This is a genomic window from Pseudochrobactrum sp. Wa41.01b-1, from assembly GCF_019464455.1.
In the GTDB taxonomy this organism is placed as follows: domain Bacteria; phylum Pseudomonadota; class Alphaproteobacteria; order Rhizobiales; family Rhizobiaceae; genus Pseudochrobactrum; species Pseudochrobactrum saccharolyticum.
Genome location: NZ_CP080493.1, coordinates 1,932,792 through 1,953,400 on the forward strand (window position 1 = coordinate 1,932,792; position 20,609 = coordinate 1,953,400).

A 20,609-nucleotide genomic window follows, 5' to 3' on the forward strand; every position below is an offset into this window, starting at 1 on the left:
ATGTCTTGATTAGACCGAAGGGATATGCCGAACGCGTCGCAAACCACCGTCGCACAAAATCGACTCTGCGAGCGAGTTTTGCGGCACGAAGTGCCGAGCGGTTTCAGCAGGCCGCTGGCGATGGTAAAAAATCAGGACCTGTGCGACACAATCTTGATGAGATCAGCTTTCGTCATCGCATAGCATTTGCAAGGGTCCGCTCCAGGCTTCCCGTCGCCGATATGATTCATGCCAATCTTCTCTGCCACGCGCAGAGAGGAAAGATTGCTGGGGTTAATGTCCGCGACAATGCGTTTCAGCCCTACGGTATGAAAGGCGTGTTCAATGATGGGGCGAACAGCTTCTGCCGCGAACCCACGTCCCCAAGCGGATCGGTTTAGACGCCAGCCGATTTCAACCTCAGGGCCGATCCCATCATAGGGGATTAGAAGGATCCATCCCGCGAACTGATCGGGCTGCACCTTGGGGAAAATAAACCAATATCCGAGACCATCACCAAGAGAGGTTTCGATTCTTTCCTTCAGAAAAGCCTCGTGCTTTGCGGGTTCATTCCATGGGCCGGGAATGAACTTTGTAACTTCCGGGTCGCGATCCATTGCAAGGCAAGCATCAAAATCCGCCATTGTGCGTGGTCGTACCCACAGGCGCTCAGTTTCGAAGCTTGGCAGCACAATCTTTCCTCCTTGTTGTCGCGAACATCGCGGTTAAAGCGAGACCTTCGCTCCTGATTTTTGCCCCGTCGTAGAATACAGATTTTTGCAGCGGTCACAGTAACGCTGACTTGCTCGTAAAATTCATGTGGTTTGAATGCCTGACGATGCGCTGTCAGAGGGATCGATATCGCGCGATAGCTCCTTCAGGAACCGGTCCCCCGTCGCGAGGCGCTTGCCGAGAGTCTGCATGAATCCTTCGAAACGTTCGGTGCCCTTGGCGCGTGCGGCGGCCTGGGCGGTGTCCGACATCGGCGGGGTGAAGGACAGCCAGAAGCGGACGAAGAGCGCCAGCGTTTCGCCGAGCACGGCGATATCCTCATCGAGCGCGCCGACCTGACGGCCGAGCCTGTCGAGGCGGCGCGACATCGCGGCTTCCAGCTTCTCGCTGGTATCGCCTGAGAGGAAGGATGCGACGGCGGCCTCGATGATGGCGGATTTGGAGATGTTCCGGCGCAGCGCCAGCGCCTCAACCTGTTTGAGCAGGGCCGGATCGAAATAGACGTTCATGCGGGTACGTGAAGTCATGGGCGGTTCCTCAAAGTTCAATGCCGTCGCCCGGATCGAGCGAGGCTTGCCGGGCGACCATCCGCATCCGCGCGCGCATCGCGTCGGCCTTGGCGGCGTCGACGTCGGGTTCGTCGTCCAAAAACTCGAACTCCTGCGAGGGTGACGGCGGCGGCGCGATGATTTCCTCGTGTTCAGGCAATTCTGGCTCGCGGCGGATACCGGCATTAGCGGGGTCGCCGCCGTCATCACCGCCAGCTCCCGCGCCGGCATGGCCCGCCGCTGCCACGACGCGACCCGACCAGTCATCCGTAGCGGCGGCATTAGCGGGCATGGCCGCCAGTTCCGGCGGCGCGACGATGCGCTCCTGCAAGCGCGCGTCCTCGAAATACTTCGCCTTGGTCGCCTTGATCGGCGGGGTGCCTGCGACCATGACGATTTCGTCGGTGGGCGGAAGCTGCATGATTTCGCCGGGTGTCAGCAGCGGGCGGGCCGTTTCCTGCCGCGAGACCATGAGATGCCCGAGCCAAGGCGAAAGGCGGTGGCCGGCATAGTTGGTGGAATCGCGCAGTTCGGTCGCCGTGCCGAGCGCATCCGAGACGCGCTTGGCGGTGCGCTCGTCATTGGTCGCGAAGCTGACGCGCACATGGCAGTTGTCGAGGATGGCGTTGTTCGGCCCATAGGCCCGCTCAATCTGGTTGAGCGACTGCGCGATCAGAAAGCCCTTGAGGCCATAGCCCGCCATGAAGGCCAAGGCGCTCTCAAAAAAGTCGAGACGGCCGAGCGCGGGAAACTCGTCCAGCATCAGCAGCAGGCGATGGCGCTTGCCCGATGCGGTCAGTTCCTCGGTCAGCCGGCGGCCGATCTGGTTGAGGATCAGGCGGATGAGCGGCTTGGTGCGGTTGATGTCGGAGGGCGGCACGACGAGATAGAGGCTGACGGGCTTCTTGGCTCCGACAAGATCGGCGATGCGCCAGTCGCAGCGCGCGGTGACGCGGGCGACGACTGGATCGCGATAGAGGCCGAGAAACGACATGGCGGTCGACAGCACGCCGGAGCGTTCATTGTCGGATTTGTTCAGCAGCTCGCGCGCGGACGACGCGATGACGGGATGCACGCCAGCTTCACCGAGATGCGGCGTCTCCATCATCGCGCGCAGGGTGGCTTCCACCGGGCGACGCGGATCGGACAGGAAACTGGCCACGCCCGCCAGCGTCTTGTCCTTCTCGGCATAGAGGACGTGCAGGATCGCGCCGACAAGCAGGCTGTGGCTAGTCTTTTCCCAGTGATTGCGCTTGTCGAGACTGCCTTCGGGATCGACCAGAATATCAGCGATGTTCTGGACGTCGCGGACTTCCCATTCGCCTTGCCGGACCTCCAGCAGTGGATTGTAGGCGGACGAATTCACATTGGTCGGATCGAACAGCTGGACACGGCCATGCCGGGAACGGAAGCCCGCCGTCAGCGTCCAGTTCTCGTCCTTGATGTCGTGGACGATGCAGCTTCCCGGCCAGGTGAGCAGGGTCGGCACGACGAGGCCGACGCCTTTGCCCGATCGCGTCGGGGCAAAGCAAAGCACATGCTCGGGGCCGTCGTGGCGCAGATAGTCGCGGTCGTATTTTCCGAGCAGGACGCCATCGGGACCGAGGAGGCCGGCGCTGCGGATTTCCTTGTCCTCGGCCCAGCGCGCCGAACCGTAGGTCGCGACGTTGCGCGCCTCGCGCGACCGGATGATCGACATGGTGATGGCGGCGGCGATGGCGATGAAGCCGCCGGACGCGGCGATGATCGCGCCTTCGGTGAAGATCGCGGGCGCATAGGCGTCGTAGGAGAACCACCACCAGAAGAAGACGGGCGGATGATAGACGGGCAAGCCCGCCAGCTCGAACCACGGCTCGCCGAGCTGCGGCTGAAACCCAAGCCGCCACGCGGTCCATTGTGTCGCCGCCCAGGTCATGACGAAAATGATGGTCAGGACAACGACGATCTGACCCCAGAGAATCCGGCCTCCACGCATACAGGCTCCAATCGGCAAAAATGTCGGAGCCGATCAGAGAATGGGGGTTTTTGGGAAGGGCAATAGCCAAGCCGGGGCCGGAGGGCCGCCGGATAGAAACGGCGGCGAATAGGACGGTCGCGGATCAGTGCAGGGGCTTGCGCCGCTCGTCCTGCGCTGCTTGTTCGAGAATGCGACGGTAGCCGGTGTGGGTCATCCATTGAGCCCGCGCCAGATGGCTTTCCCAGCAACGCCGAGTGCGTGCCTCGTCGCCTGCAGGGTCGCGGTGCAAGACGATCCGCGCTACCTCCTCCCAAGACGCGCCGTCGGCCTCCGCGTCGAGGAGGCGCATGTAGGTCACAAAATGCACCTCGTCATAGGGTGTGATGCCAGTGCCGGTCGGCGCTTCATCCTCCACGTCGGGGTCGAGTTCTGGCTGAACGCGCATGATCGCCATCCTCTCAAGGCAGGGGCGACGCGTACTATCGCTGCGCGGCGCCGGTAATATACCCCAAATAGCAGAGCAGAAGGCGAATGGGAACGATCGTTCCTAGAATGATCGTTCCTATGCTGGTTCCGCTTGGCCATGGATCTCAAGGAGGTCATGGCGAGGAATCTGCGTCGGATACGTCATGCGAAAAATCTGACGCAAGAGGAACTGGCTGACCGGGCCGGCCTGAGCATGCGCTATGTCGGCGCGATCGAACGCGGAGACGTGTCCGCCAGCGTCACGGTGCTCGGCCAGATCGCGGATGCCCTGGAGGTCGATCCCGGCGAACTGCTGAAGCGGTCAGTCGGTAGCGATTGACCGGCCCATCGCGCCGGCGAGGTCGATCAGATTGCGCAAGATTGCGCTCTGATTGTAGGGCGACCACACTGCGGAGAATGGAACCGGCTCCGGCTCGTCTTTGAACGGTCGATAGACGACGCCCGGGACGTCGATCAGCGCCGCCGCCTTCCCCGCGACTGTGATTCCGAACCCTTGCGCGATCATCTGCATCAGCGTGCAACGCTCGACATCGCAGCGCAGGATCGAGGGCGCCGCCGCCCACCGCCCGGCTAGACGCTGGATGATGAGTTCATAGACTTGCGGTCCGGTACCATTGTGGCGCACGAGAAAGGCTTCGCCAGCGAGATCGTCCCAGGTCACGCCATTGCTCGCGGCTAGCGGATGGTCGGTTGGCAGCACCGCGACGAGCGATTCGTGCCAGACACGACGCGTATGGCAATCGGGGAGATCGGGCGCACCGGCAACGAAGGCGATGTCGATCTGATCGGCGCGAAGCTGGTAGACGATGTCGCGCGCCGTCCCTTCACTGATTTCGATGGTGACGCCCGGATGCTCCTTGCGGTAGCGGGCGAGCAGGTCATCGAGAAAGCTGCCGGGGATCAGCGCATAGACGCCGACGCGAATGCGGCCGAGATCGCCGCGCGCGAAGGCGCCGGCAGTATTCACGGCATGTTCGAGCCGGTCGATGCCGGCAGCGACGCCCTCGACAAAATGGCGTCCGGCTTCGGTCAGCCGGACGCCGCGGGCGTGCCGCTCGAAGAGGAGTATGCCGAGATCTTCTTCCAGCGTCTTGATGCGTTCGCTGACGCTGGACGGGCTGACGCCGAGAACATTCGCGGCATGGCGGAAGTTTAGATACTCGGCAACGGCGAGCGTCTGGATGAGCGAGATCAAGGGGATGCGGGTGCCAAGCCGCGACGGCGACTGCCAGGTTTCGGAGAGCTTTTGAAGGCGCCGCATGATAACGCTATCCGGACGATGCGCTCAGACGCCAATGTCGTTGGTAGTCGCATAGCGGGAAGTTCACTGGACTGTCGGCCCCGTTTCGGATTCGTACTGGCTCATCGCGAGAGCGCCGCCACACGATCGAGGGCGGTGCCAAAGCCCTGTAGCGAGATGCTGAAGGGCGCGGCCGCGCCGCCGTCGGCGGTTGCCTTGACCTTGAGCGCCGCACCGGCCCGCAACACTACCAGCGCGGCCGCGTCGAAGCTGACATTGACAAGGCATCCGCCCGGTATGCACGTGCGGAAGCGAACCGGCTGCATGTCCGGCTTTTCATCGATCTGGAAGGTGACGCCGGCATCCAGAGCAAGGCCGAAAGGCAGGATGAGCGTGCCTGAAACGGTGTTGGCGGTGGGGGCGTTCAATTCAATGGCAAGCACGCGCTGGCCGTTCTGCTGCGCTTGAACCTGGCTGAGCACGCAGCGCTTCGCATTCCCCTGCTGCACGCAAGCGACGCGCCAATCCTTGTACGTCTCATTGAGGGAGGAAGCCCCGCCGGGTAGGGTCGAGGTGCCGCCAGCCTGGGACTGGGCAACCTCAAAGCGCTGCGGAGCCGGATCGCTATGGCCATCAGATACTTCTGCGATTTGCGTCGTGTTGGAGATCGCGACGCCCGGCGCGACATAAAGCGAAACGCCGGCCCCAAGCAGAAGAGTTGCGACGGTAGAAAGACCAAAAATCCGTTTCTTGCTCATCATGCGAGCGCCTTTCGTTCACTTGCGCGCTGCGCATTAAGTTCGAGAAGATTCTGAAAGCTTTCCAGCGAGGCCCGATGAAGCGCCACCAAATCGAGCCACCCCTTGGCGTGCCATTCGGCAACGGACTTAGCCGGAAGCGCACGGAAGGCCTTTTCGTTTACAGCCTGAAAGCCGTTGACCTGATGCCGCTTGCCGTCCGGCAGGCGGATATCGGCATGATAGGGTTCCAGCACCTGCGCTCCAGCCAGCGCCTGACCGAACGCAACGGTTTTTGCGTGCTCGACATGCCAGGCTTGGCAGAAGGCGAGCGCCGTTTGCGCTATCGCTGTTGGCTTTCCCCCGGCATCGAACAGGCGTTCGCTCTGCGGATGTGCAAAGGCGGACTCCACGAAGCGATCGCTCGCCTTATCCATGGCCAGGAACTGCCGCGCCTTGTCCGGGGTCTCGCTGACAATGAAGGGATAGCGTCGGACATAGGCCGGCACATAGCTGTTGGCGTGCCAGGAGCCATCGCGTTCGATGAAGAGATTTTGCCGCCGCTGGATTCCAACGACAGCAAGGGGCACGGCTTGTTCACCCATCGAAAAGACAATCGGGAAATGCCGCATCGCTGCTACGAACTCGCCGATGCAAAGCGGAATGGCTTCGGCTTCGCGCGCAAAGCAGAAGTTCGAGGATGGCGCAAGGCCGACGTCCCCATGCTCCTCGAAACGGAGAAGAATCGGGTCCTTGTAGAAGAGAGGAAGGACCGCACGGGACCCTTCGGGATAAATATTGCTGTCTTCTGTCAATTTGAGATCACCCGGCGCGTTGCGCCACAATTGTTGAAGTCAATCCACGGCGCGCGGGCGCGCGTGGCTGATTGCGCCTCCTGGACTGCTACTGGCTCGTCTAGTTCCGCGGTTTGTCGCCCGTCCCACAGTGCGCTCCACCAGGCGCGCTCCGTTTCAATGGTGAAGCTGTCGCCAAGAACGCGGCGCAGCGTCCAGATCAACGTTTGCGCCAGCGCCTTATAATGCGTGTCGATGAGCCGGAAGAGCCTCTGCGATCGCGCCAGCATCGCCACCGTAGGTGCAATCGCCCCGACGTGCCGCACCTGAGCAAGGATCAGGCCGAGAGCATGCACGAGACGGCGTTCGTGCGGCTCGATATCCATGACGAAAAGCCGATAGACCTCGGGACAGGTGTCCCGCAGGCGCATGTGGAACAGATCGTCGACCTTCTGGCTGACCGGGTGCAGCTCATCAAGACTTGCCACGACAAGGGAAATGGCACGCTGGTCCATTCACTCACCTCCGCACCTGGTGGCCTTGGAGGATCGGCAACCGATATGATCGGGGTCGAACAGTTCGTCATCGGCACCTTGCGTCGTGCGCCGATGCGAATGCTGCCGCTCAAGGCGCTCCAATCGGGTGTTGAGCGAAGTGAATGCGGCAAGCCACATCGCAAAGAGGCCTGCCCCGCACAGGATGTCCAGAAAACCAATTGGCCGGCCGATATAAATACAGCCGATGAGCCACAATACAGCGATTGCCATGAGAAGAAAGAAGAGCATGACACCAAGATCTTCTTCTTCGTAGTCCTCACGGTGATCAGGCAATTTCATCATGGAACACACTCCCGCCGATGCAATCCGGTAACCGGGTGACGCCGATGCAGGCGTCACCCGAAAATCCCGATTGCCGGATTGATCAGAACTTTGCGCTGAAGTTGGCCTTGAAGGACTGATCGACAATGCCGGAGCCGAACTGACCACTATAGGTCACGCCGATTACGGCTGACGGCGTCAGCGCGAAATCAAGGCCCGCCTCGATCACAGCCGCATCGCGCGCGAAGGGCACGCCTGCGACGGTGAAGGCGTTGCCGCCGCCGACGAAGCGATTAGTCGAGGTCGGCGTCACATCGTCGAAGGCGTGCCGCCAGCCGACCATGCCCTTGGCGGTGACCGAGGCACCGTTCAGATCGAAGTTCGTCGAACCACGAAGGCCGAGCGTGGTGAAGGTCACGTCGGTGCTCGACGAGCCGCTGGTAAGCGCCGCAGCGCCACCTGTTTCGCGGAAGCCGTCGGTGTGCAGGTTCACATAGGCAAGGTTGGCAAATGGCTCGAAACGGGTTGCCCCGAAATTGAAGCCATAGGCCAGTTCGCCGAAGACCTGCGCCGTACCGGCATTGTAATCTCCCTTGAGGCTTTCACTGAAGCCAGGAAAGGCAACACTGCGGCTGGTGGAGATATCGTGCCAAGTGTAGGCCGCGCCAGACCGGAAGGCTAGATCGCCCCAGGCCGTGCCGCCATAGAGGCCTACATGGTAATTGTCACTCGATCCGGACGAGTGGCGGTCCTTGGCATCGAAACTGGTCTGGCTGTAACCTGCCACTGCACCGAAGCGCCAGGTATCGAAGACCGGCGCGTCCGCACCGAAGAAGAGGCCGCCCGTCGTACGGTTCAGGCGCGCGGCATTGCCGTCACCGGATGTGTGGCCCCACGAGCCGAAGCCTTGTCCCCAGACTGCAAAGCCGTCCGTGTTCGCGGCAACCGGCCGGGGCACGCCATTTTCATAGGTGACGGCGGAACCCGACGCGCCGACGCCGTCAAAGGCCGCGCGAAGGCGATCGTTGACTGCGCTGCGAAGGAAACGGCTGTCCTCGATCAGTGCTGTCTTGGCCGATGCGTGGATCTCACCCGAAAGTTGGTCGAAGGCGTAGCGTGCCTGTTCGGCCGAGAGATTCAGCACGGCATCGTACACCGTGTTGCCTTCGCCCAGGCTCTCGACGCCGCCGCCCGCCGCGATCTGGTTGCGCGTCTGGCCAACGTTCTCGAAGGTGGTGCCGTTGCGCGTCATGGTCAGATAGACGTTGTTGTCGTCATAGCTGAGCGAGGGATCGAGGAAGGCGAGGTTCGACGTGACGCCTCCGGTGAAAGTGCCAGTGACACCGATATCCGCGGTCAGGATCGTATACTGGGTGGAGGCCGCGTAATTCCCCGTTCCGGCAATGACGCGGACCGAACCGCCATTAAGTTTGGCTTCGCCTCCAACATCGACAAGGTCCGACCGGCCATCCCGATCGACCTCGACCTGATACGTCGAGCCTTCAAAGAAGGTTAGATCGCCGGTCATTGTCAGTGTGCCGATGCCATTTCCGGGTGAAAGCACGGCGCCTGAATTGATATTGACTCCATAGGTCGCGATCGTGCCGCTGCCGGCGAGCACGGTGTCGGAAAACATATCCAATATATCTCCGCCGAGCTTGCCATCGACCATCAGCCCGCCGCTGCTCACGGTGGTATGGCCGCTGAGGCTCGAACTTTCGCCCGTCAGGCGCAGGAAATTCCCATTGCCGACCTTGACATCGAATCGGCCGTGGCCGGAGATCACACCGGCATAGGTGCCGCTGCCATCCTGCTCGAATCGCAGCCCTGCCGCGTCGCTGTCGATCCTGACGTCGCCGCCAAAAAGATCGGTTCGGGAAATCAGCCAGCCTTGGCTAACAGCCCAGTCAAGATCGCTGCGTCCTGTAAGGGTAAGTGTCCCCTCTCCCGATTTCTCCATGGTTCCGCGGCCGTATATGTCGCCCGCGAAGACCCTGTCGTCCGCCTGATCGAACACAACATGACCGTTGTTTCCGATATTGTTCCGGATGCTGTCGGTATCGCCCACGAGTGTGCCGGCCCGCACGATGGTGTCGCCGCGATAGCTGTTGTTGCCGGTGAGAACAAGGGTGCCGAGATCGTCCTTGACCAGCGCGCCATCGCCGCGCAGGTCGGAGGCAATCGTCGCGACGTAGCTTGCTCCGGCCTGCGAGCCATCGCCGACGCGGATGAGGGTTTCTTCCGCCGCGAGCGTGATAGAATCGCCCTCGACACGGTAACCGTCGACGGCGAACTGCATGCCGGTAACCGAAATCGGGCCATTGCTGCCATTGACGAGGACCGTGCCGGCATCGCCCTGAAACACGGCGAAACGGCTGCCCCAATCATGGTTCGCATCACCATTCGTGGTCGTCCAGTTCCCTGTTCCGTTGGTCCAGGTGCCGCTCCCGCCAGAGATGACACCATCTGCATTCAAGTTCGGACCATCCCAGAAGAGAATATCCGGACGCGGGTCGGGCCCAGGACCGGGATCGCCACCGACGACGATGTTCACCTGCTTGTCGATCGCGGTCTGGATTTCGATATCGCCGATGTCGTATCGGCTGTCGTCCGGCACGCCGACGACCTCCAGTCCGTTGTCGTTCAACGCGCCGCCATAGTTGAACAGGCGGTAGACGCCCTGACCGAAATTCACGCCCGTCCCATCGTCGATGGTCAGCCGACCGTCGAGCACGAGATCGCCTTCGATCTCGAAGAACGCCGAGGTGCCCGGCTCGTTGACCATGATTTCGATGTCCGAGCTGTCGCTGAGCGTGAGGCTTCCCATCGTCAGGATGCGGTCGAAATGCCCGTAGAGCCGGCCGCCGTCGGCGATGACGACATCGCCGTCGATGCGGCCCGATCCGGTGACCGTACCGCCGAAGGCCGTCTCCACATCGCCACTGTAACGGCCATCGAAGGACAGCCCGCCTGCACGGACGATCGCGCCGGGCGCATCGAGGCTTTCGCCGGTAAGGCGCACCGTTCCTTGGCCGACCTTGTGGATGAGGTGGTTGTGCCCGGAAATGACGCCGGACAAGGTGCTGAGATCGTTGTTGTCGAGATTGATGCTGTCTTCCAGAAGCATGTTCTGGGCGACGTTAACGCTGTTGGAAAGTTCGAGCGTGTTGCGGCCTTCCGCCGTTCTCTTGAAGGTAACCTGATCGCCAAGACCGAAGGCATTGTTCCGGCCGGCCAGAACGCGGCCGCCTTCGATCACGGTTTCGCCGGTGTATGTGTTTTCGCGAAGCAGTTCGAGCGTTCCAGTGCCGAGTTTGTGCAGCCCGCCAGCGCCGCTAATCACGCTCGAGACGCTGGAACTGCCGTTGAAGGCGCCGAGGGAGAGGGTCGCGCCATCGTCGAGAAGCACTGATCCATCAGAGCCGTCAAGACGATCAATCGTCTCGCTTTGTGCCAGACGAAGCGTGCCAGTGTTCCCGATCCACACCATATTGGTGTCGGCAATCGCATCGCCGCTGTCGAGAACGAGCGTGCCATGTTGGATGGTGGTATCGCCCGTATAGGTGTTTCGTCCCGTCAGGGTGAGTGTCCCGAGGCCGTGTACCCCGAAATAGCCCCCACCGGAAATCGTGCCTGTCAAGGTAGCCGACACCTGTGGCATGATATTAACTGCCACTCCGGCTGTGCCCGATAACAGAATGTCGTTGGACAGAGTCAGCCCGTCGGTGCGAAGGTGCAAACCGGCGGCCGATGGGCCGTTTGACGTGAATTCGATCGCGCCAGAACCAACAGCTGTGGAGCTATCAACGGTTAGCCTCCCATAAGCAACCTCGGTGCCGCCGGAATAATCGTTGACACCGCCGAGGATGAGTCCCTCGGCTCCAGTTTTTCTCAAGCGCAACATTCCCGCGCCGTCGCGAAGGCCTCCGTTTATCACGCCGGTTGTGAGGCTGAACGTTGCAGTGGTTCCCGCGCTATCGTTGAGCACAAAACCACTACTTCCCCGCTGAAAATTGTAAAAACTGAGATCGCTGCCGGCGAGATCCAGAATGCCGTTGCTAACCAAGGCAACCCTAGTGCCATGTTGAGCGAAATATTGGCGTGCCGCGGTGTCCTCGCCAAACTGGAAACGCCCATCCCACAGTCGCAGTAATCCAGTGTATGATCCTGGCGAAGTTTGAATGCCGGTTACTGTCTCAGGCGAGAAGATGATCGTGCCTTGGTCGCTACCTCCGGATCCCAAATCCAAAGTCGCACCGGCCCGCTGAAAACTCAGGTTGCCGCCGTAGGTCGCGATGGTGCCCGCTGCGGTCGACATGGTAACCACCGTGTTGATCCCGATGTCGTCAGTGTAGGTGCCGCTCTCCGTATAGCGATAATTCGCCTCCTGCCCCCTCGCATTCGCAAGCGGCAGCAGGACGCTCATCAGCGCAGTGGCGCAAAGAAGGCGGCTCTTACGGTTTAATGAAATGGAACGCGTCGCGTTGCTGCTCAATGCCATGGTGCTACTCTCAGACTGCTTGATTTCGGTGGGTGGGATACAAACGGGGCACATCTCGGCAGGCAGAGTCCGAAATCGGCTGTCCAATCTGAAAACACGGTGTGTCGATTACCCTTTTCGCCGGGCGCCTTACCCTGGACTGCGTCTTTATGGCGGCCATCGCTTGCAAACCTCCGTTCAATTTTCGAACGGCGTAGCAGGCCGGTATCCGGGCCGCCCCATATGATCAGAGGGGACCGCGAAAATTCTTTTGCTCATGCCGCAAGATTGTCGTGCGGAAACAAAAGCGCGGGAGAACACATCTCCCGCGCTATCGGAATTCTCGTATTTGCTCGCTGGCGATCTTGATCTGCCGAAAGGCGCGTTGAAGCTGCGCCTATTTCTGAAAGGTGATCTTCCTCAGTCGGGGAGCATAAGGGGTGACGAAATCCTGATACTGGGCGCCCTTGGCGCGAATGCCGTCGAAATGCCCCATCTCCGCGCCCATCAGGCTGGCCGCCTCCGCCTTCTGTTCCGGCGTCATCTTGGTTGCCTCGCCAAACTGATTGATGAAATCGTCCATCAGCTTTTCCAGCTCGGCCTCGGGTACGGAGGCGATGAAGCCGGTCAACGTCTGATCGAACGCCGTTTTCCAGGTGGCCCGGGTGAAGCCCGCGGCCGCGATCAATCCCGACGTTTCGTCATCGATCTGGAACCACTCTTCCGCGGCCTCCTCATCGTAATAGACGGTGCTGCCGGTTTCGACGACGAGCTTTTCCAGGATCGTCACGACCTGCCCCGCCTCCCGGCTATCGAGCGCGGCTGCCGGCACGGCCTGCAACGCCACACCCGCCGCCAGGAGGAGCGCGACCAGCCTTGCAAGGCGGGGTAGGCTTGGTGCCGTCGCATGTCCGATTTTGCGGCTCAGTAGCATTCTTGCATGACTCCCGACTGCGCCTTGGCCGACTGGCTGTTGGCGACCATGGTGCCCGCCGTCGATGCGACCTGACCGGCGATCATGCCGCCGCGGCCGCCGAACCCGCCGAAACCGCCAACCATCCCGAGCGCGCCGCCCAGCATTGCCGCATTCGATTGCGCCCGAACTGCGTCCGCGCAGGCATCCCTACTCGTCGAAGGCTTCCTCGTTTGCACGCCAGCCGTGGTCACGGCGGATTTTCCGCGTACCGAGGCTGTCGTTCCCGTTTGCGAAGAGGTTTGACTGCATCCGCCAAGGGCGAGGCAGAGCAGTCCGATAAGGACGAACTTCATGATTTTCCCTGTTTGATTTATAGTTGGGTTGACCCGCTCTGAAGATGTACTTGTCTCCGAGCGGCAGACTTGCCTTCTCAACATAAGAGAAGAAAACAGGCGCGCCCCGTATGTTCATAGGGGGCGCAGAAAAAAGCTGGAGCTTACACCATCGGACACTCAAAGTGCTTCGATTGTGAAAGATCCATCAGATGAATAGTCCGGCCGTCCGCATAGCCTGGTTGCAGTGTTTAACGGTGCTTGCTCTCTTCGTTGCATCGCCCACACTCTCGAAAAACCTTGCACGCACGACGGGCCCGGCGCTGCTGACGGTGACGGGAATGATCGAAAAGTCGAATGGGGATGGGGCCGCGCTTTTCGATGCGGATCTGCTTTCAGCCTTTCCAGCGCATCGGATCGAAACGCATACGCCCTGGACAGACGGGATCGCCCGTTTCGACGGCGTTTTACTGAAGGATGTACTGGCCGCAGTCGGCGCGCGCGGCGATACGCTCGTCGCGGAGGCCCTCAACGGTTACAGGATCGCGTTTCCGGCTGCGGATGCGGACGAATTCGGCGTCCTGCTGGCCATGCGGATGGACGGAAAGCCCTTGACCCGCCGCGACAAGGGGCCGCTCTGGATCGTCTATCCCCGTGACTCTATCGCCGAACTTCGCGACGAACGATATGATTCCAGATGGGTTTGGCAGCTTAACAAAATAGAGGTTCGATGAAGATCCTGGTCAGCAAGCGAACAGTCACGGCTCTAACCATCGCGATCGTCGCCGCGTGCGCCGTGCTGCTCGGCCTGGCCGTGCACCGGCTGATGGAAGCAGAAAAAGATTTATCCAACTCCGTCGGCGAGAATGTGCTCTGGCTGATTTCCCAGGTTCATTACGAAGATCACCGTCTCGCATTGGCCAGCGAGGCCTGGAACCGGGGCACGCGAACAGATCCCGACGTTGAACAGCTTCAGCTTCGGCTGGACGTTGCCTTCAGCAGTCTTGCACTTCTCTCCGAAGGGAAGCTGGGAGAAGTCATCGCCCGAAATCTGGGAAGTGGACCAGTGGAGACGGCAACCGTTCATTTGAAGGATTTCGAGCAGGCGTTGCGGGTCGCAGCAAACTCGAAAACGGCCATACCACAAACCGTCCTCGACAACCTGTTGAGCGACGCCGCCATGTTCAGGAGTGCGGCAAACGAGATCATGATCGCCGAACGCATCAGCGTCGCCGGCCAGCGTGAAAAGTACAGAGGCATTCTGTTCGAAGCGAGCATTGCCGTCGTTTTGATCTTCGGCTTCGGAATATTCATTGTCATGCGCATGGTGGCGAGTCTGCGTTCCGTTGCGCTTGCGGAGAACACGCTCAGGCGCGACCGCGACTTCTCGCGCCTGCTGCTTGAATCGAGCGGCGACGGTGTCGCCGCCTTCGACCGGGACCTTCGTTGCACACACTGGAACTCCGCCATGAGTGCGATGTTCCCGGTTCCGGGCGGAAAGGACATCGTCGGCCGGTTCATCCAGGAAGCCTATTCGTTTCCGGATGATCACACGATCATGAACCTGATGCGCCAGACAATTGCGGGCGAGAGCCTGCACATGCCCCCCCATGCGATCCCCAACAGCACCCGCTACATCGAAAAATTCACCTATCCAATTAAATCGGGAGATACGATCATCGGCGGAATTCTCTTCTTCCGCGACGTCACCGACGCCCATAGCGCCCGGCTTGAGATTGTGGAACACCGCGACCAGCTCGAAGCCATTGTGGCCGAGCGAACGCGCGATCTCGAGGAATCGCTGGCGCGAGAAACCGGCCTGCGTGAGCTTTACAAAGGGTTCGTGTCGATGGTGTCACATCAGTTCCGGACCCCTTTGTCGATTATCGACGCCAGTGCCCAGCGGATAATCCGCCGCGGCAGGCAAATGACAGAAGAGGAAATACACGAGCGCGCCGGAAAGATCCGTGCAGCTGTACTCCGGCTTACCCGCCTCGTGTCGAGCACGTTGAACGCCGCCAAGATGGACGCCGGCCAGATCGACGTCGATATCAGGCGTTGCGACCTCGCGAAACTCATCGTCGAAGCCTGCGAACGCCAGAAGGAGACGTCCCCCAACCGGGTATTCCGCATCGAGCTGGAGCAACTGCCGGCATGGACATGCTGCGATCCGCTACTCATTGACCAGGTGGTCGCCAACCTGCTTTCCAATGCCGTCAAATATTCATCACCGCCCTTCCCGATCGACGTCTCTGCGGAGGCGGATCACCAGCAGGTTCGCATTTGCGTCAGCGATCGTGGAATCGGCATCCCCGATGAAGAACGCCACAAGCTTTTTGAACGTTTCTTTCGGGCAAAAACCGCCGTTGGCGTCGAGGGAACGGGCATCGGCCTGCATGTGGCGCGCACAATAGCCCGCATGCATGGGGGCGACGTAGACGCATTCGCGCGTGAAGGCGGAGGATCGACCTTTGTTCTCACCATACCCAGAGAGGAAGCGCTAGCAGCATGAACGCGGAACAACTTCCCACGCCTGATCCGGAATCCAGCCGCCAACGAACCGTCCTATGCGTGGAGGATGAAGCCGATCTTCGCTCCGATATCGTCGAAGAGCTCGTTTCGGCAGGCTATCGTGTGGTGGAAGCCGGCAACGGCCGGGAAGCGCTTCTCGAACTCGAGGCGGAGCGTCCCGACCTAATCCTGTGCGATATAACCATGCCGGAACTCGGCGGCTACGAACTGATGGCAAAACTCAGGGAGGATCGCCCCGATCTTGCCGAAGTGCCCTTCGTCTTCTTGACGGCATTGGCCGACAGGGCCGAGGTCTTGAACGGCAAGAATGCCGGCGCGGACGACTATCTGGTAAAACCTGTCGACTTCGACGACCTACTCGCGACGATCAAATCACGGCTTCATCTCGTGGACCGGATCCGGCGGTCGCTTCTTGCAGACCTGCAACGCGAGCAGCAGCGGCTGATCGAGCAGGCCGTCAGGAATGGCGAGACCGCGTTGGGAGCCCTTGCGGCGGCACTGGACCGCCTTTCGATTGGTATATTCCTCCTCGAAGAATCCGGCGAGGTGAGCATGACAAACGAGGCGGCTCGACATTTGATCGGAAAGGGCGACGGGCTGTCGCTGTCTGCGACAGGGCTAATCGCCCGCACTGCAAAATCCTCGCAGCCTTTGAAATCAGCTCTCGCGACCGTTCTGCGAGACGTCGGAAGCAGCCACACACTCGCCATCGAGAGGCATGAAGGCCACCCTCTGGTCTTGCAGATTTCGTCACTCGGTTTCCCAAGCAGCAATGCTCGCCATGCGGTCGCTCTTGTGGTGGATCCGGACAAACAGGCCGAGATTTCGGCAGAGGTATTGGCGTCCCTGTTCGGATGCACGTCGGCCGAGGCACGGCTTGCTGCGGCGCTGGTGGCTGGCAGGCGCCTTGAGGAAATCGCGGAAGAATTCGGTGTCAAGCAAACCACGATCACGTACCATTTGCAGAACCTGTTTCAAAAGACCCACACGCATCGTCAAGCAGACCTCGTCGCTTTGCTGATACGGGCCACAATCCCCCTCTCGTTGAACGCTTGAGGAAGCTGAACGCTCCTCCGTTCAGAGGAACTCCCGCGTAGTTTGTCTGGCTAGGCTGGATGAAATCTGGCCTAGCCCGGGCAGCGAAGCGCACGGCACATGTCGCCGGACTTGTCCTAACGCTTGCCAGATTCATCTCTGTCCCGCGTCGGCATTTTTACGCCCAACCAGAAGCATCTGCGGGCGTTCCATTTCCTAATTGAGCGCGCGCATCTGCCCGATCTGCTCGGGCGTTAGCGCTAATTCCTTGATCCCGCGAATCTGGAGGCCCGTGCCAATCAGCGTCGCCGCGTTGTGGCGTGATAATTCAGCCGGCCCTTGGCGAACCAATCGGTGCGGCATTCACTCGATGGAATAGTGGATAACCGGCCAGGTTTTGCCGTCGGGAACCAGTGCGGCGTGGATCAAGCGCACGAAGCGGTCAATGTCGCGCAGATAGTGGCATGTCAGCGGGCTATATACCCCCAAAATCTCTATAAGCTTCGCCCTCGCTGACGTCCCAGCTGCCATGACACCGATCCGCCCTGGACGATGCCGCTGACCTCCTTGCCGAGCTGCCTGTCTATGACGGGCCGCCACGGGACAAGGGTGAACTCGTGGCTCTGCTCGACCACGGCGAACTTGCCGCTTGATAGCTGGACGGTCCCGGCGAACTTGCCGCTGACGGTATCGCCGTCGCGCGCGGCGCGGAACGGCAGGTTCTTGGTCGCGGCCATCTCGCCGCCGATGCGTTCGATCTCGCGGGCGCGCAGGGTGGCGAGGAGATTGCGCCGATAGATCGTGCCGCCGTTCGGCCCGGGCGTCGCGTCGCCCTGGTCGATATGATGCTGGCGGCGGCGGTCGATCGCGTCGCGGACTTGGCTCCCGAACCCGGATGGCGCGAGGTCGGAGGTGTCGGGTGTCATCAGCCGCCGGTCGAGCCAGGTCGAACCGTCCGCGCCGATCTGCTGTTCGAGCCGGGCGGCGGAGAGGATGCGGATATTGGCCTGCCGGTTGCGGCCTGCGTCATAGGCGGCGGCGCGGCTCTCGAAATCCTCGGGGATGCGCCACTGGTCGGCGTCGATCCGCTCGGCGATGCCGGCGCGGCGCAACGCCTCCAGCCGGCGCACATGCGCGTCGACATAGCCGTCATAGTCGCCGCCCGGCACGCGGCCCTCGAACTTGGCCTGTTCGAGATGGCGGCTCGGCCGATAGACGCCGCCCTCGGCGATGGTGGCGATGGTCCTGTCGGATGGCCGGCTCGCGGTCTCGGCCGGGCCGATCTCGACGACGCTTCCTATGCGGGCGTCCTCGACGCGGGCCGGATCGATGCCGGGCAGATGATGGGTGCGCCCGTCGATCCCGTCGACCACGACGGTCAGGAACTCGCCCAGCTCATCGGTCAGATATTTGTCGACGACGCGGCCGACGATCGGGACTTCGGGCGCGGCGTCGTGAAGCTGGAACGTCGTCGGATCTCGGTCCATCCCATCGGCCTTCAGCGCCTTGTGCATGTTGCGGATGATGTCGCCGCGCTCGCCCAGCTCGCGCAGTGCCGGTTCCATCCGCTCGCTCAATTCCCAGACGCCCGGCGCGTGCTCGGTGGCGAGGCCCATCTTTTCCAGCTTTGAGAGACGGCGCAGGCGCAAGGTCCGGTCGCGCTGGCGACCCAGATCGGCGGGCTCGTTGCGCAGGTCGAGGAAGCGGTCCTCGGCTTCGGCGGTCATGGCGCGGTCGATGCGGGTGAAGCGGTCCTGGGCGATCTCGGCGGTGAGCTTGCGGCTCTGCTCGATCTCGGGGACGGGACCAAGCTCCAGCGTCGCCAGATCGCTCGCCCGCGCGCGGATGCCGTTGGCGAGAAAGTCGCCGTTGATGACAAGGTTCTCACCCAACTCGTCTACGCCGCGGATGATGACATGGACATGGGGATGGCCGGTGTTGTGGTGATTGACCGCGACCCAATCGAGCCGCGTGCTGAGATCGGTTTCGACCTGGGCCATGAGGTCGCGCGTATAGGCCGTTAGGTCGGAGAGGTGCGCCCCGTCCTCGGGCGAGACGATGAAGCGGAACTGATGGCGATCCTCAGTGCCGCGCTCGACGAAGGCAGCACCGTCGGCGCGGTCCTCGCCGGCCGAATAGAGCTGGCCGCGCTCGCCCTCGCGCGAGGTGCCGTCGCGCTGGATGTAGCGCAGATGGGCGGCGGATTTCCCGTTCTTGCCCGCGCCCTGGACGTAGCGGGTTTTGACGACGACGCGGCGGATGCCGGGCGCGCTGTGACGCCAGCCGCCCGACAGGGTGCGCGCTCGCACGAAGGCCGCGCCGCGTCCCCGTTTCAGGCCCGGCCCGCCGCTTGCCCGCGACGCCTTGGCACCTTTGCCGACGCCCTGCGATCGGGACCGCTGCGACGATGGCGACGACGATGATGGTGATGAGAAGCCCCGTGACGGGCTGTTGCTCTGCTGACGGGCGATCTTCTTCGCCTGGGTCAAGAAGCTCTTGGCCTTGCCGAGCTTGGGCGCATCGACGCGCACACGGCCCGGCCTCGGGCGGAAGCGGAATTCCTCGTCGTCGCTCAAGCCAGCGCCTCCGGGGCAAACCCACAGAAAACCGCCGAATTCGGGTCATGGTGCCGCTCGAAACCCAGCAAAGCCAAGGCTTTGCGCCACGTCGCGGCACGCGGCGTCCCAAACCAAGGTGCCGTCAGCGCCGCCCCAAAACAGTGTGCAGACAAGGGCTTGCCCCGAAACCGCGCCAACGGAGTGCCGGTTTCCTTTATCTTGCCCTCCGCCTTCTCTGCCCTTTTTGCTCTTAGTGCCGGGAATGCAGCCAGGCGATCCCCTGCCTGACTGCACACCGGAACGAACGCTGCCGAGGTCGGGACCGCCATGCTCAGGGCCGGTTTCCGTCGCCGGCGCGGGCGACAAACATGCTGCCGTCCTGACGCTCCACATCGGCGGGATCGCGATCCGGAACGGGGATGCGGTTGTCGCCGGATCGCTGTTCGGACGGTGGTGCGGCTGCGCCGCGGATGTCGGTCGAACGCATGACGAAGAGCGGCGCATCACGCCAATCGGCTGGCGGTTCTGCGCGCTTTGCCGGTTCGCCCGATGGCGCCGCGCCGCCGAGGATCGGCGTGAGCGCGGCGACATAGGCGCGGGTCTCCGCAGGCAAGATTCGACCGGTCGAGCGATGTTCATCGTAACGACCGGGACCGGCATTATAGGCGGCGAGCATCGCCGCGACATTGCCGTAGCGATCCCACATCTCGCGCAGATAGGCGGTGCCCGCGAGGATATTGTCGCGCGGCTGATAGGGATCGCCGCCGAGGCCATAGCGAACGCGCAGGCCCGCCCATGTATCTGGCATGACCTGCATCAGGCCAATCGCCCCTGCTGAGGAGATGGCCCGCACGTTACCCGCGCTTTCAGCGCGCAGCACGGCGCGAATCCATGGCTCGGGAATGCCGAAGCGCTGCGACGCCTCGGCGATATGAGCGGCGTGGGGATGAACGGCCGCAGGCTGAACAATCGCCGTCGACTGCGCAACGGCACAGGCCGATCCACTGACGAAGCTGCAGGCGACGGCAAACACCGGGACGAGTAATTGCCGCGCGGAGATGGCGCGATATCGCATGGCCATCAGTCCCGATCCTCGCGGGGCTTTTGACGGCTCCAGTGCAGCGACCATGACGATTTGTCGTCGCCGCTCTGGAAGAGATTGGCGCGGATCGGCTGTGGCAAGGCGGGATCGTCGAGCAGCACGGAGAGATATTCTCCGGCCTTCTCGCCGGTGCGCTTCCACGCCGCGCCGACCTCCGGGCCGTCATGCTCGATGTAATGAACGCGGTAGTCCGGCGCGTTCTCGGCGTCGGAATGCTCGGCGGGAACGATGACGAGTTCGCGCTTGAGGGTGAGCGTGATAAGCTCTCCCGCGAAGCCGGATGCGTCGCGATGGAATTGACCAATTTGCGGCATGTCTGTCTCCTTGCGGTGGCGTTGAGAAGCTCATTGGCGGACACCGCTC

20 protein-coding genes are annotated in these 20,609 nt (G+C 61.8%); 4 read left to right on the forward strand and 16 right to left on the reverse strand.

The window, feature by feature from the left end:
• Positions 1-131: 131 nt before the first annotated feature.
• The 4 genes from K1X45_RS08975 to K1X45_RS08990 all read right to left on the reverse strand — a co-directional run bounded on the left by K1X45_RS08975 (position 132) and on the right by K1X45_RS08990 (position 3,661).
• On the reverse strand, positions 132-671 hold the full coding sequence (locus K1X45_RS08975) for a GNAT family N-acetyltransferase (protein WP_220158619.1): 540 nt from the start codon (positions 669-671) through the stop codon (positions 132-134).
• Between the two features lie 123 nt (positions 672-794).
• Positions 795-1,238, reverse strand: coding sequence for a CopG family transcriptional regulator (locus K1X45_RS08980; protein ID WP_220158620.1), 444 nt, complete (start codon positions 1,236-1,238; stop codon positions 795-797).
• Positions 1,239-1,248: 10 nt separating this feature from the next.
• Positions 1,249-3,234 (reverse strand): conjugal transfer protein TraG, encoded by a 1,986-nt coding sequence (locus K1X45_RS08985; protein WP_220158621.1) that lies wholly within the window; start codon positions 3,232-3,234, stop codon positions 1,249-1,251.
• A 124-nt stretch (positions 3,235-3,358) separates the two neighbouring features.
• Positions 3,359-3,661: a DNA -binding domain-containing protein gene (locus K1X45_RS08990; protein ID WP_220158622.1), complete on the reverse strand. Its 303-nt coding sequence runs from the start codon at positions 3,659-3,661 to the stop codon at positions 3,359-3,361.
• Positions 3,662-3,799: 138 nt separating this feature from the next.
• On the opposite strand from K1X45_RS08990, the gene K1X45_RS08995 reads away from it, so the two are divergent.
• Positions 3,800-4,021 carry a helix-turn-helix domain-containing protein gene (locus K1X45_RS08995; protein WP_220160440.1) on the forward strand — a complete coding sequence of 74 codons (222 nt, stop codon included), beginning with the start codon at positions 3,800-3,802 and terminating at the stop codon, positions 4,019-4,021.
• On the opposite strand, the gene K1X45_RS09000 is transcribed toward K1X45_RS08995, so the two are convergent.
• The 8 genes from K1X45_RS09000 to K1X45_RS09035 all read right to left on the reverse strand — a co-directional run bounded on the left by K1X45_RS09000 (position 4,004) and on the right by K1X45_RS09035 (position 13,040).
• Complete coding sequence (locus K1X45_RS09000) at positions 4,004-4,963, reverse strand: LysR family transcriptional regulator (RefSeq protein ID WP_220158623.1); 960 nt, start codon at positions 4,961-4,963, stop codon at positions 4,004-4,006. The two genes, K1X45_RS08995 and K1X45_RS09000, sit on opposite strands and share 18 nt — an antisense overlap.
• 101 nt (positions 4,964-5,064) lie before the next feature.
• Complete coding sequence (locus K1X45_RS09005) at positions 5,065-5,703, reverse strand: invasion associated locus B family protein (RefSeq protein WP_255560369.1); 639 nt, start codon at positions 5,701-5,703, stop codon at positions 5,065-5,067.
• A complete protein-coding gene (locus K1X45_RS09010) occupies positions 5,700-6,494 on the reverse strand; it encodes a SapC family protein (protein WP_220158624.1) in 795 nt (264 codons plus the stop codon). The genes K1X45_RS09005 and K1X45_RS09010 overlap by 4 nt, the downstream gene beginning before the upstream one ends.
• Positions 6,491-6,988, reverse strand: coding sequence for a hypothetical protein (locus K1X45_RS09015; RefSeq protein WP_220158625.1), 498 nt, complete (start codon positions 6,986-6,988; stop codon positions 6,491-6,493). Before K1X45_RS09015 ends, K1X45_RS09010 begins: the two co-directional genes overlap by 4 nt.
• On the reverse strand, positions 6,989-7,312 hold the full coding sequence (locus tag K1X45_RS09020; protein WP_220158626.1) for a hypothetical protein: 324 nt from the start codon (positions 7,310-7,312) through the stop codon (positions 6,989-6,991). It lies immediately after the preceding gene.
• Positions 7,313-7,394: 82 nt separating this feature from the next.
• Positions 7,395-11,792 (reverse strand): autotransporter domain-containing protein, encoded by a 4,398-nt coding sequence (locus K1X45_RS09025; protein WP_220158627.1) that lies wholly within the window; start codon positions 11,790-11,792, stop codon positions 7,395-7,397.
• Between the two features lie 376 nt (positions 11,793-12,168).
• Positions 12,169-12,705, reverse strand: coding sequence for a hypothetical protein (locus K1X45_RS09030; protein WP_220158628.1), 537 nt, complete (start codon positions 12,703-12,705; stop codon positions 12,169-12,171).
• Positions 12,696-13,040, reverse strand: coding sequence for a hypothetical protein (locus K1X45_RS09035; protein ID WP_220158629.1), 345 nt, complete (start codon positions 13,038-13,040; stop codon positions 12,696-12,698). The genes K1X45_RS09030 and K1X45_RS09035 overlap by 10 nt, the downstream gene beginning before the upstream one ends.
• 191 nt (positions 13,041-13,231) lie before the next feature.
• Between K1X45_RS09035 and K1X45_RS09040 the strand changes: the two genes are divergently transcribed.
• From K1X45_RS09040 to K1X45_RS09050, 3 genes are read left to right on the forward strand one after another with little or no spacing between them, the layout of a single operon-like run.
• On the forward strand, positions 13,232-13,753 hold the full coding sequence (locus tag K1X45_RS09040) for a molybdopterin-dependent oxidoreductase (protein ID WP_220158630.1): 522 nt from the start codon (positions 13,232-13,234) through the stop codon (positions 13,751-13,753).
• Positions 13,750-15,531, forward strand: a complete 1,782-nt coding sequence (locus tag K1X45_RS09045) for a PAS domain-containing sensor histidine kinase (RefSeq protein ID WP_220158631.1) — start codon at positions 13,750-13,752, stop codon at positions 15,529-15,531. Before K1X45_RS09040 ends, K1X45_RS09045 begins: the two co-directional genes overlap by 4 nt.
• Positions 15,528-16,607 (forward strand): response regulator, encoded by a 1,080-nt coding sequence (locus K1X45_RS09050; RefSeq protein WP_220158632.1) that lies wholly within the window; start codon positions 15,528-15,530, stop codon positions 16,605-16,607. Before K1X45_RS09045 ends, K1X45_RS09050 begins: the two co-directional genes overlap by 4 nt.
• Before the next feature lie 342 nt (positions 16,608-16,949).
• On the opposite strand, the gene K1X45_RS16015 is transcribed toward K1X45_RS09050, so the two are convergent.
• From K1X45_RS16015 to K1X45_RS09065, 4 genes are all read right to left on the reverse strand, one after another.
• Positions 16,950-17,075: a hypothetical protein gene (locus tag K1X45_RS16015; RefSeq protein ID WP_255560370.1), complete on the reverse strand. Its 126-nt coding sequence runs from the start codon at positions 17,073-17,075 to the stop codon at positions 16,950-16,952.
• A 5-nt stretch (positions 17,076-17,080) separates the two neighbouring features.
• On the reverse strand, positions 17,081-18,586 hold the full coding sequence (locus tag K1X45_RS09055) for a DUF3363 domain-containing protein (protein WP_370627114.1): 1,506 nt from the start codon (positions 18,584-18,586) through the stop codon (positions 17,081-17,083).
• Positions 18,587-19,475: 889 nt separating this feature from the next.
• Entirely contained in the window at positions 19,476-20,225 is a 750-nt protein-coding gene (locus K1X45_RS09060; protein ID WP_220158634.1) for a lytic transglycosylase domain-containing protein, read from the reverse strand.
• On the reverse strand, positions 20,225-20,560 hold the full coding sequence (locus K1X45_RS09065) for a DUF736 domain-containing protein (RefSeq protein WP_220158635.1): 336 nt from the start codon (positions 20,558-20,560) through the stop codon (positions 20,225-20,227). Before K1X45_RS09065 ends, K1X45_RS09060 begins: the two co-directional genes overlap by 1 nt.
• Between the last annotated feature and the right edge of the window lie 49 nt (positions 20,561-20,609).

What these genes read in the sequence shown, in the direction of transcription:
- K1X45_RS08980 (WP_220158620.1), bottom strand. Translation starts at nt 1,238, where the DNA reads ATGACTTCACGTACCCGCATGAACGTCTATTTCGATCCGGCCCTGCTC.
- K1X45_RS08985 (WP_220158621.1), bottom strand. Translation starts at nt 3,234, where the DNA reads ATGCGTGGAGGCCGGATTCTCTGGGGTCAGATCGTCGTTGTCCTGACC.
- K1X45_RS08990 (WP_220158622.1), bottom strand. Translation starts at nt 3,661, where the DNA reads ATGCGCGTTCAGCCAGAACTCGACCCCGACGTGGAGGATGAAGCGCCG.
- K1X45_RS08995 (WP_220160440.1), top strand. Translation starts at nt 3,800, where the DNA reads ATGGATCTCAAGGAGGTCATGGCGAGGAATCTGCGTCGGATACGTCAT.
- K1X45_RS09000 (WP_220158623.1), bottom strand. Translation starts at nt 4,963, where the DNA reads ATGCGGCGCCTTCAAAAGCTCTCCGAAACCTGGCAGTCGCCGTCGCGG.
- K1X45_RS09005 (WP_255560369.1), bottom strand. Translation starts at nt 5,703, where the DNA reads ATGATGAGCAAGAAACGGATTTTTGGTCTTTCTACCGTCGCAACTCTT.
- K1X45_RS09015 (WP_220158625.1), bottom strand. Translation starts at nt 6,988, where the DNA reads ATGGACCAGCGTGCCATTTCCCTTGTCGTGGCAAGTCTTGATGAGCTG.
- K1X45_RS09020 (WP_220158626.1), bottom strand. Translation starts at nt 7,312, where the DNA reads ATGATGAAATTGCCTGATCACCGTGAGGACTACGAAGAAGAAGATCTT.
- K1X45_RS09025 (WP_220158627.1), bottom strand. Translation starts at nt 11,792, where the DNA reads ATGGCATTGAGCAGCAACGCGACGCGTTCCATTTCATTAAACCGTAAG.
- K1X45_RS09030 (WP_220158628.1), bottom strand. Translation starts at nt 12,705, where the DNA reads ATGCTACTGAGCCGCAAAATCGGACATGCGACGGCACCAAGCCTACCC.
- K1X45_RS09035 (WP_220158629.1), bottom strand. Translation starts at nt 13,040, where the DNA reads ATGAAGTTCGTCCTTATCGGACTGCTCTGCCTCGCCCTTGGCGGATGC.
- K1X45_RS09040 (WP_220158630.1), top strand. Translation starts at nt 13,232, where the DNA reads ATGAATAGTCCGGCCGTCCGCATAGCCTGGTTGCAGTGTTTAACGGTG.
- K1X45_RS09045 (WP_220158631.1), top strand. Translation starts at nt 13,750, where the DNA reads ATGAAGATCCTGGTCAGCAAGCGAACAGTCACGGCTCTAACCATCGCG.
- K1X45_RS09050 (WP_220158632.1), top strand. Translation starts at nt 15,528, where the DNA reads ATGAACGCGGAACAACTTCCCACGCCTGATCCGGAATCCAGCCGCCAA.
- K1X45_RS09055 (WP_370627114.1), bottom strand. Translation starts at nt 18,586, where the DNA reads ATGGCCCAGGTCGAAACCGATCTCAGCACGCGGCTCGATTGGGTCGCG.
- K1X45_RS09060 (WP_220158634.1), bottom strand. Translation starts at nt 20,225, where the DNA reads ATGGCCATGCGATATCGCGCCATCTCCGCGCGGCAATTACTCGTCCCG.
- K1X45_RS09065 (WP_220158635.1), bottom strand. Translation starts at nt 20,560, where the DNA reads ATGCCGCAAATTGGTCAATTCCATCGCGACGCATCCGGCTTCGCGGGA.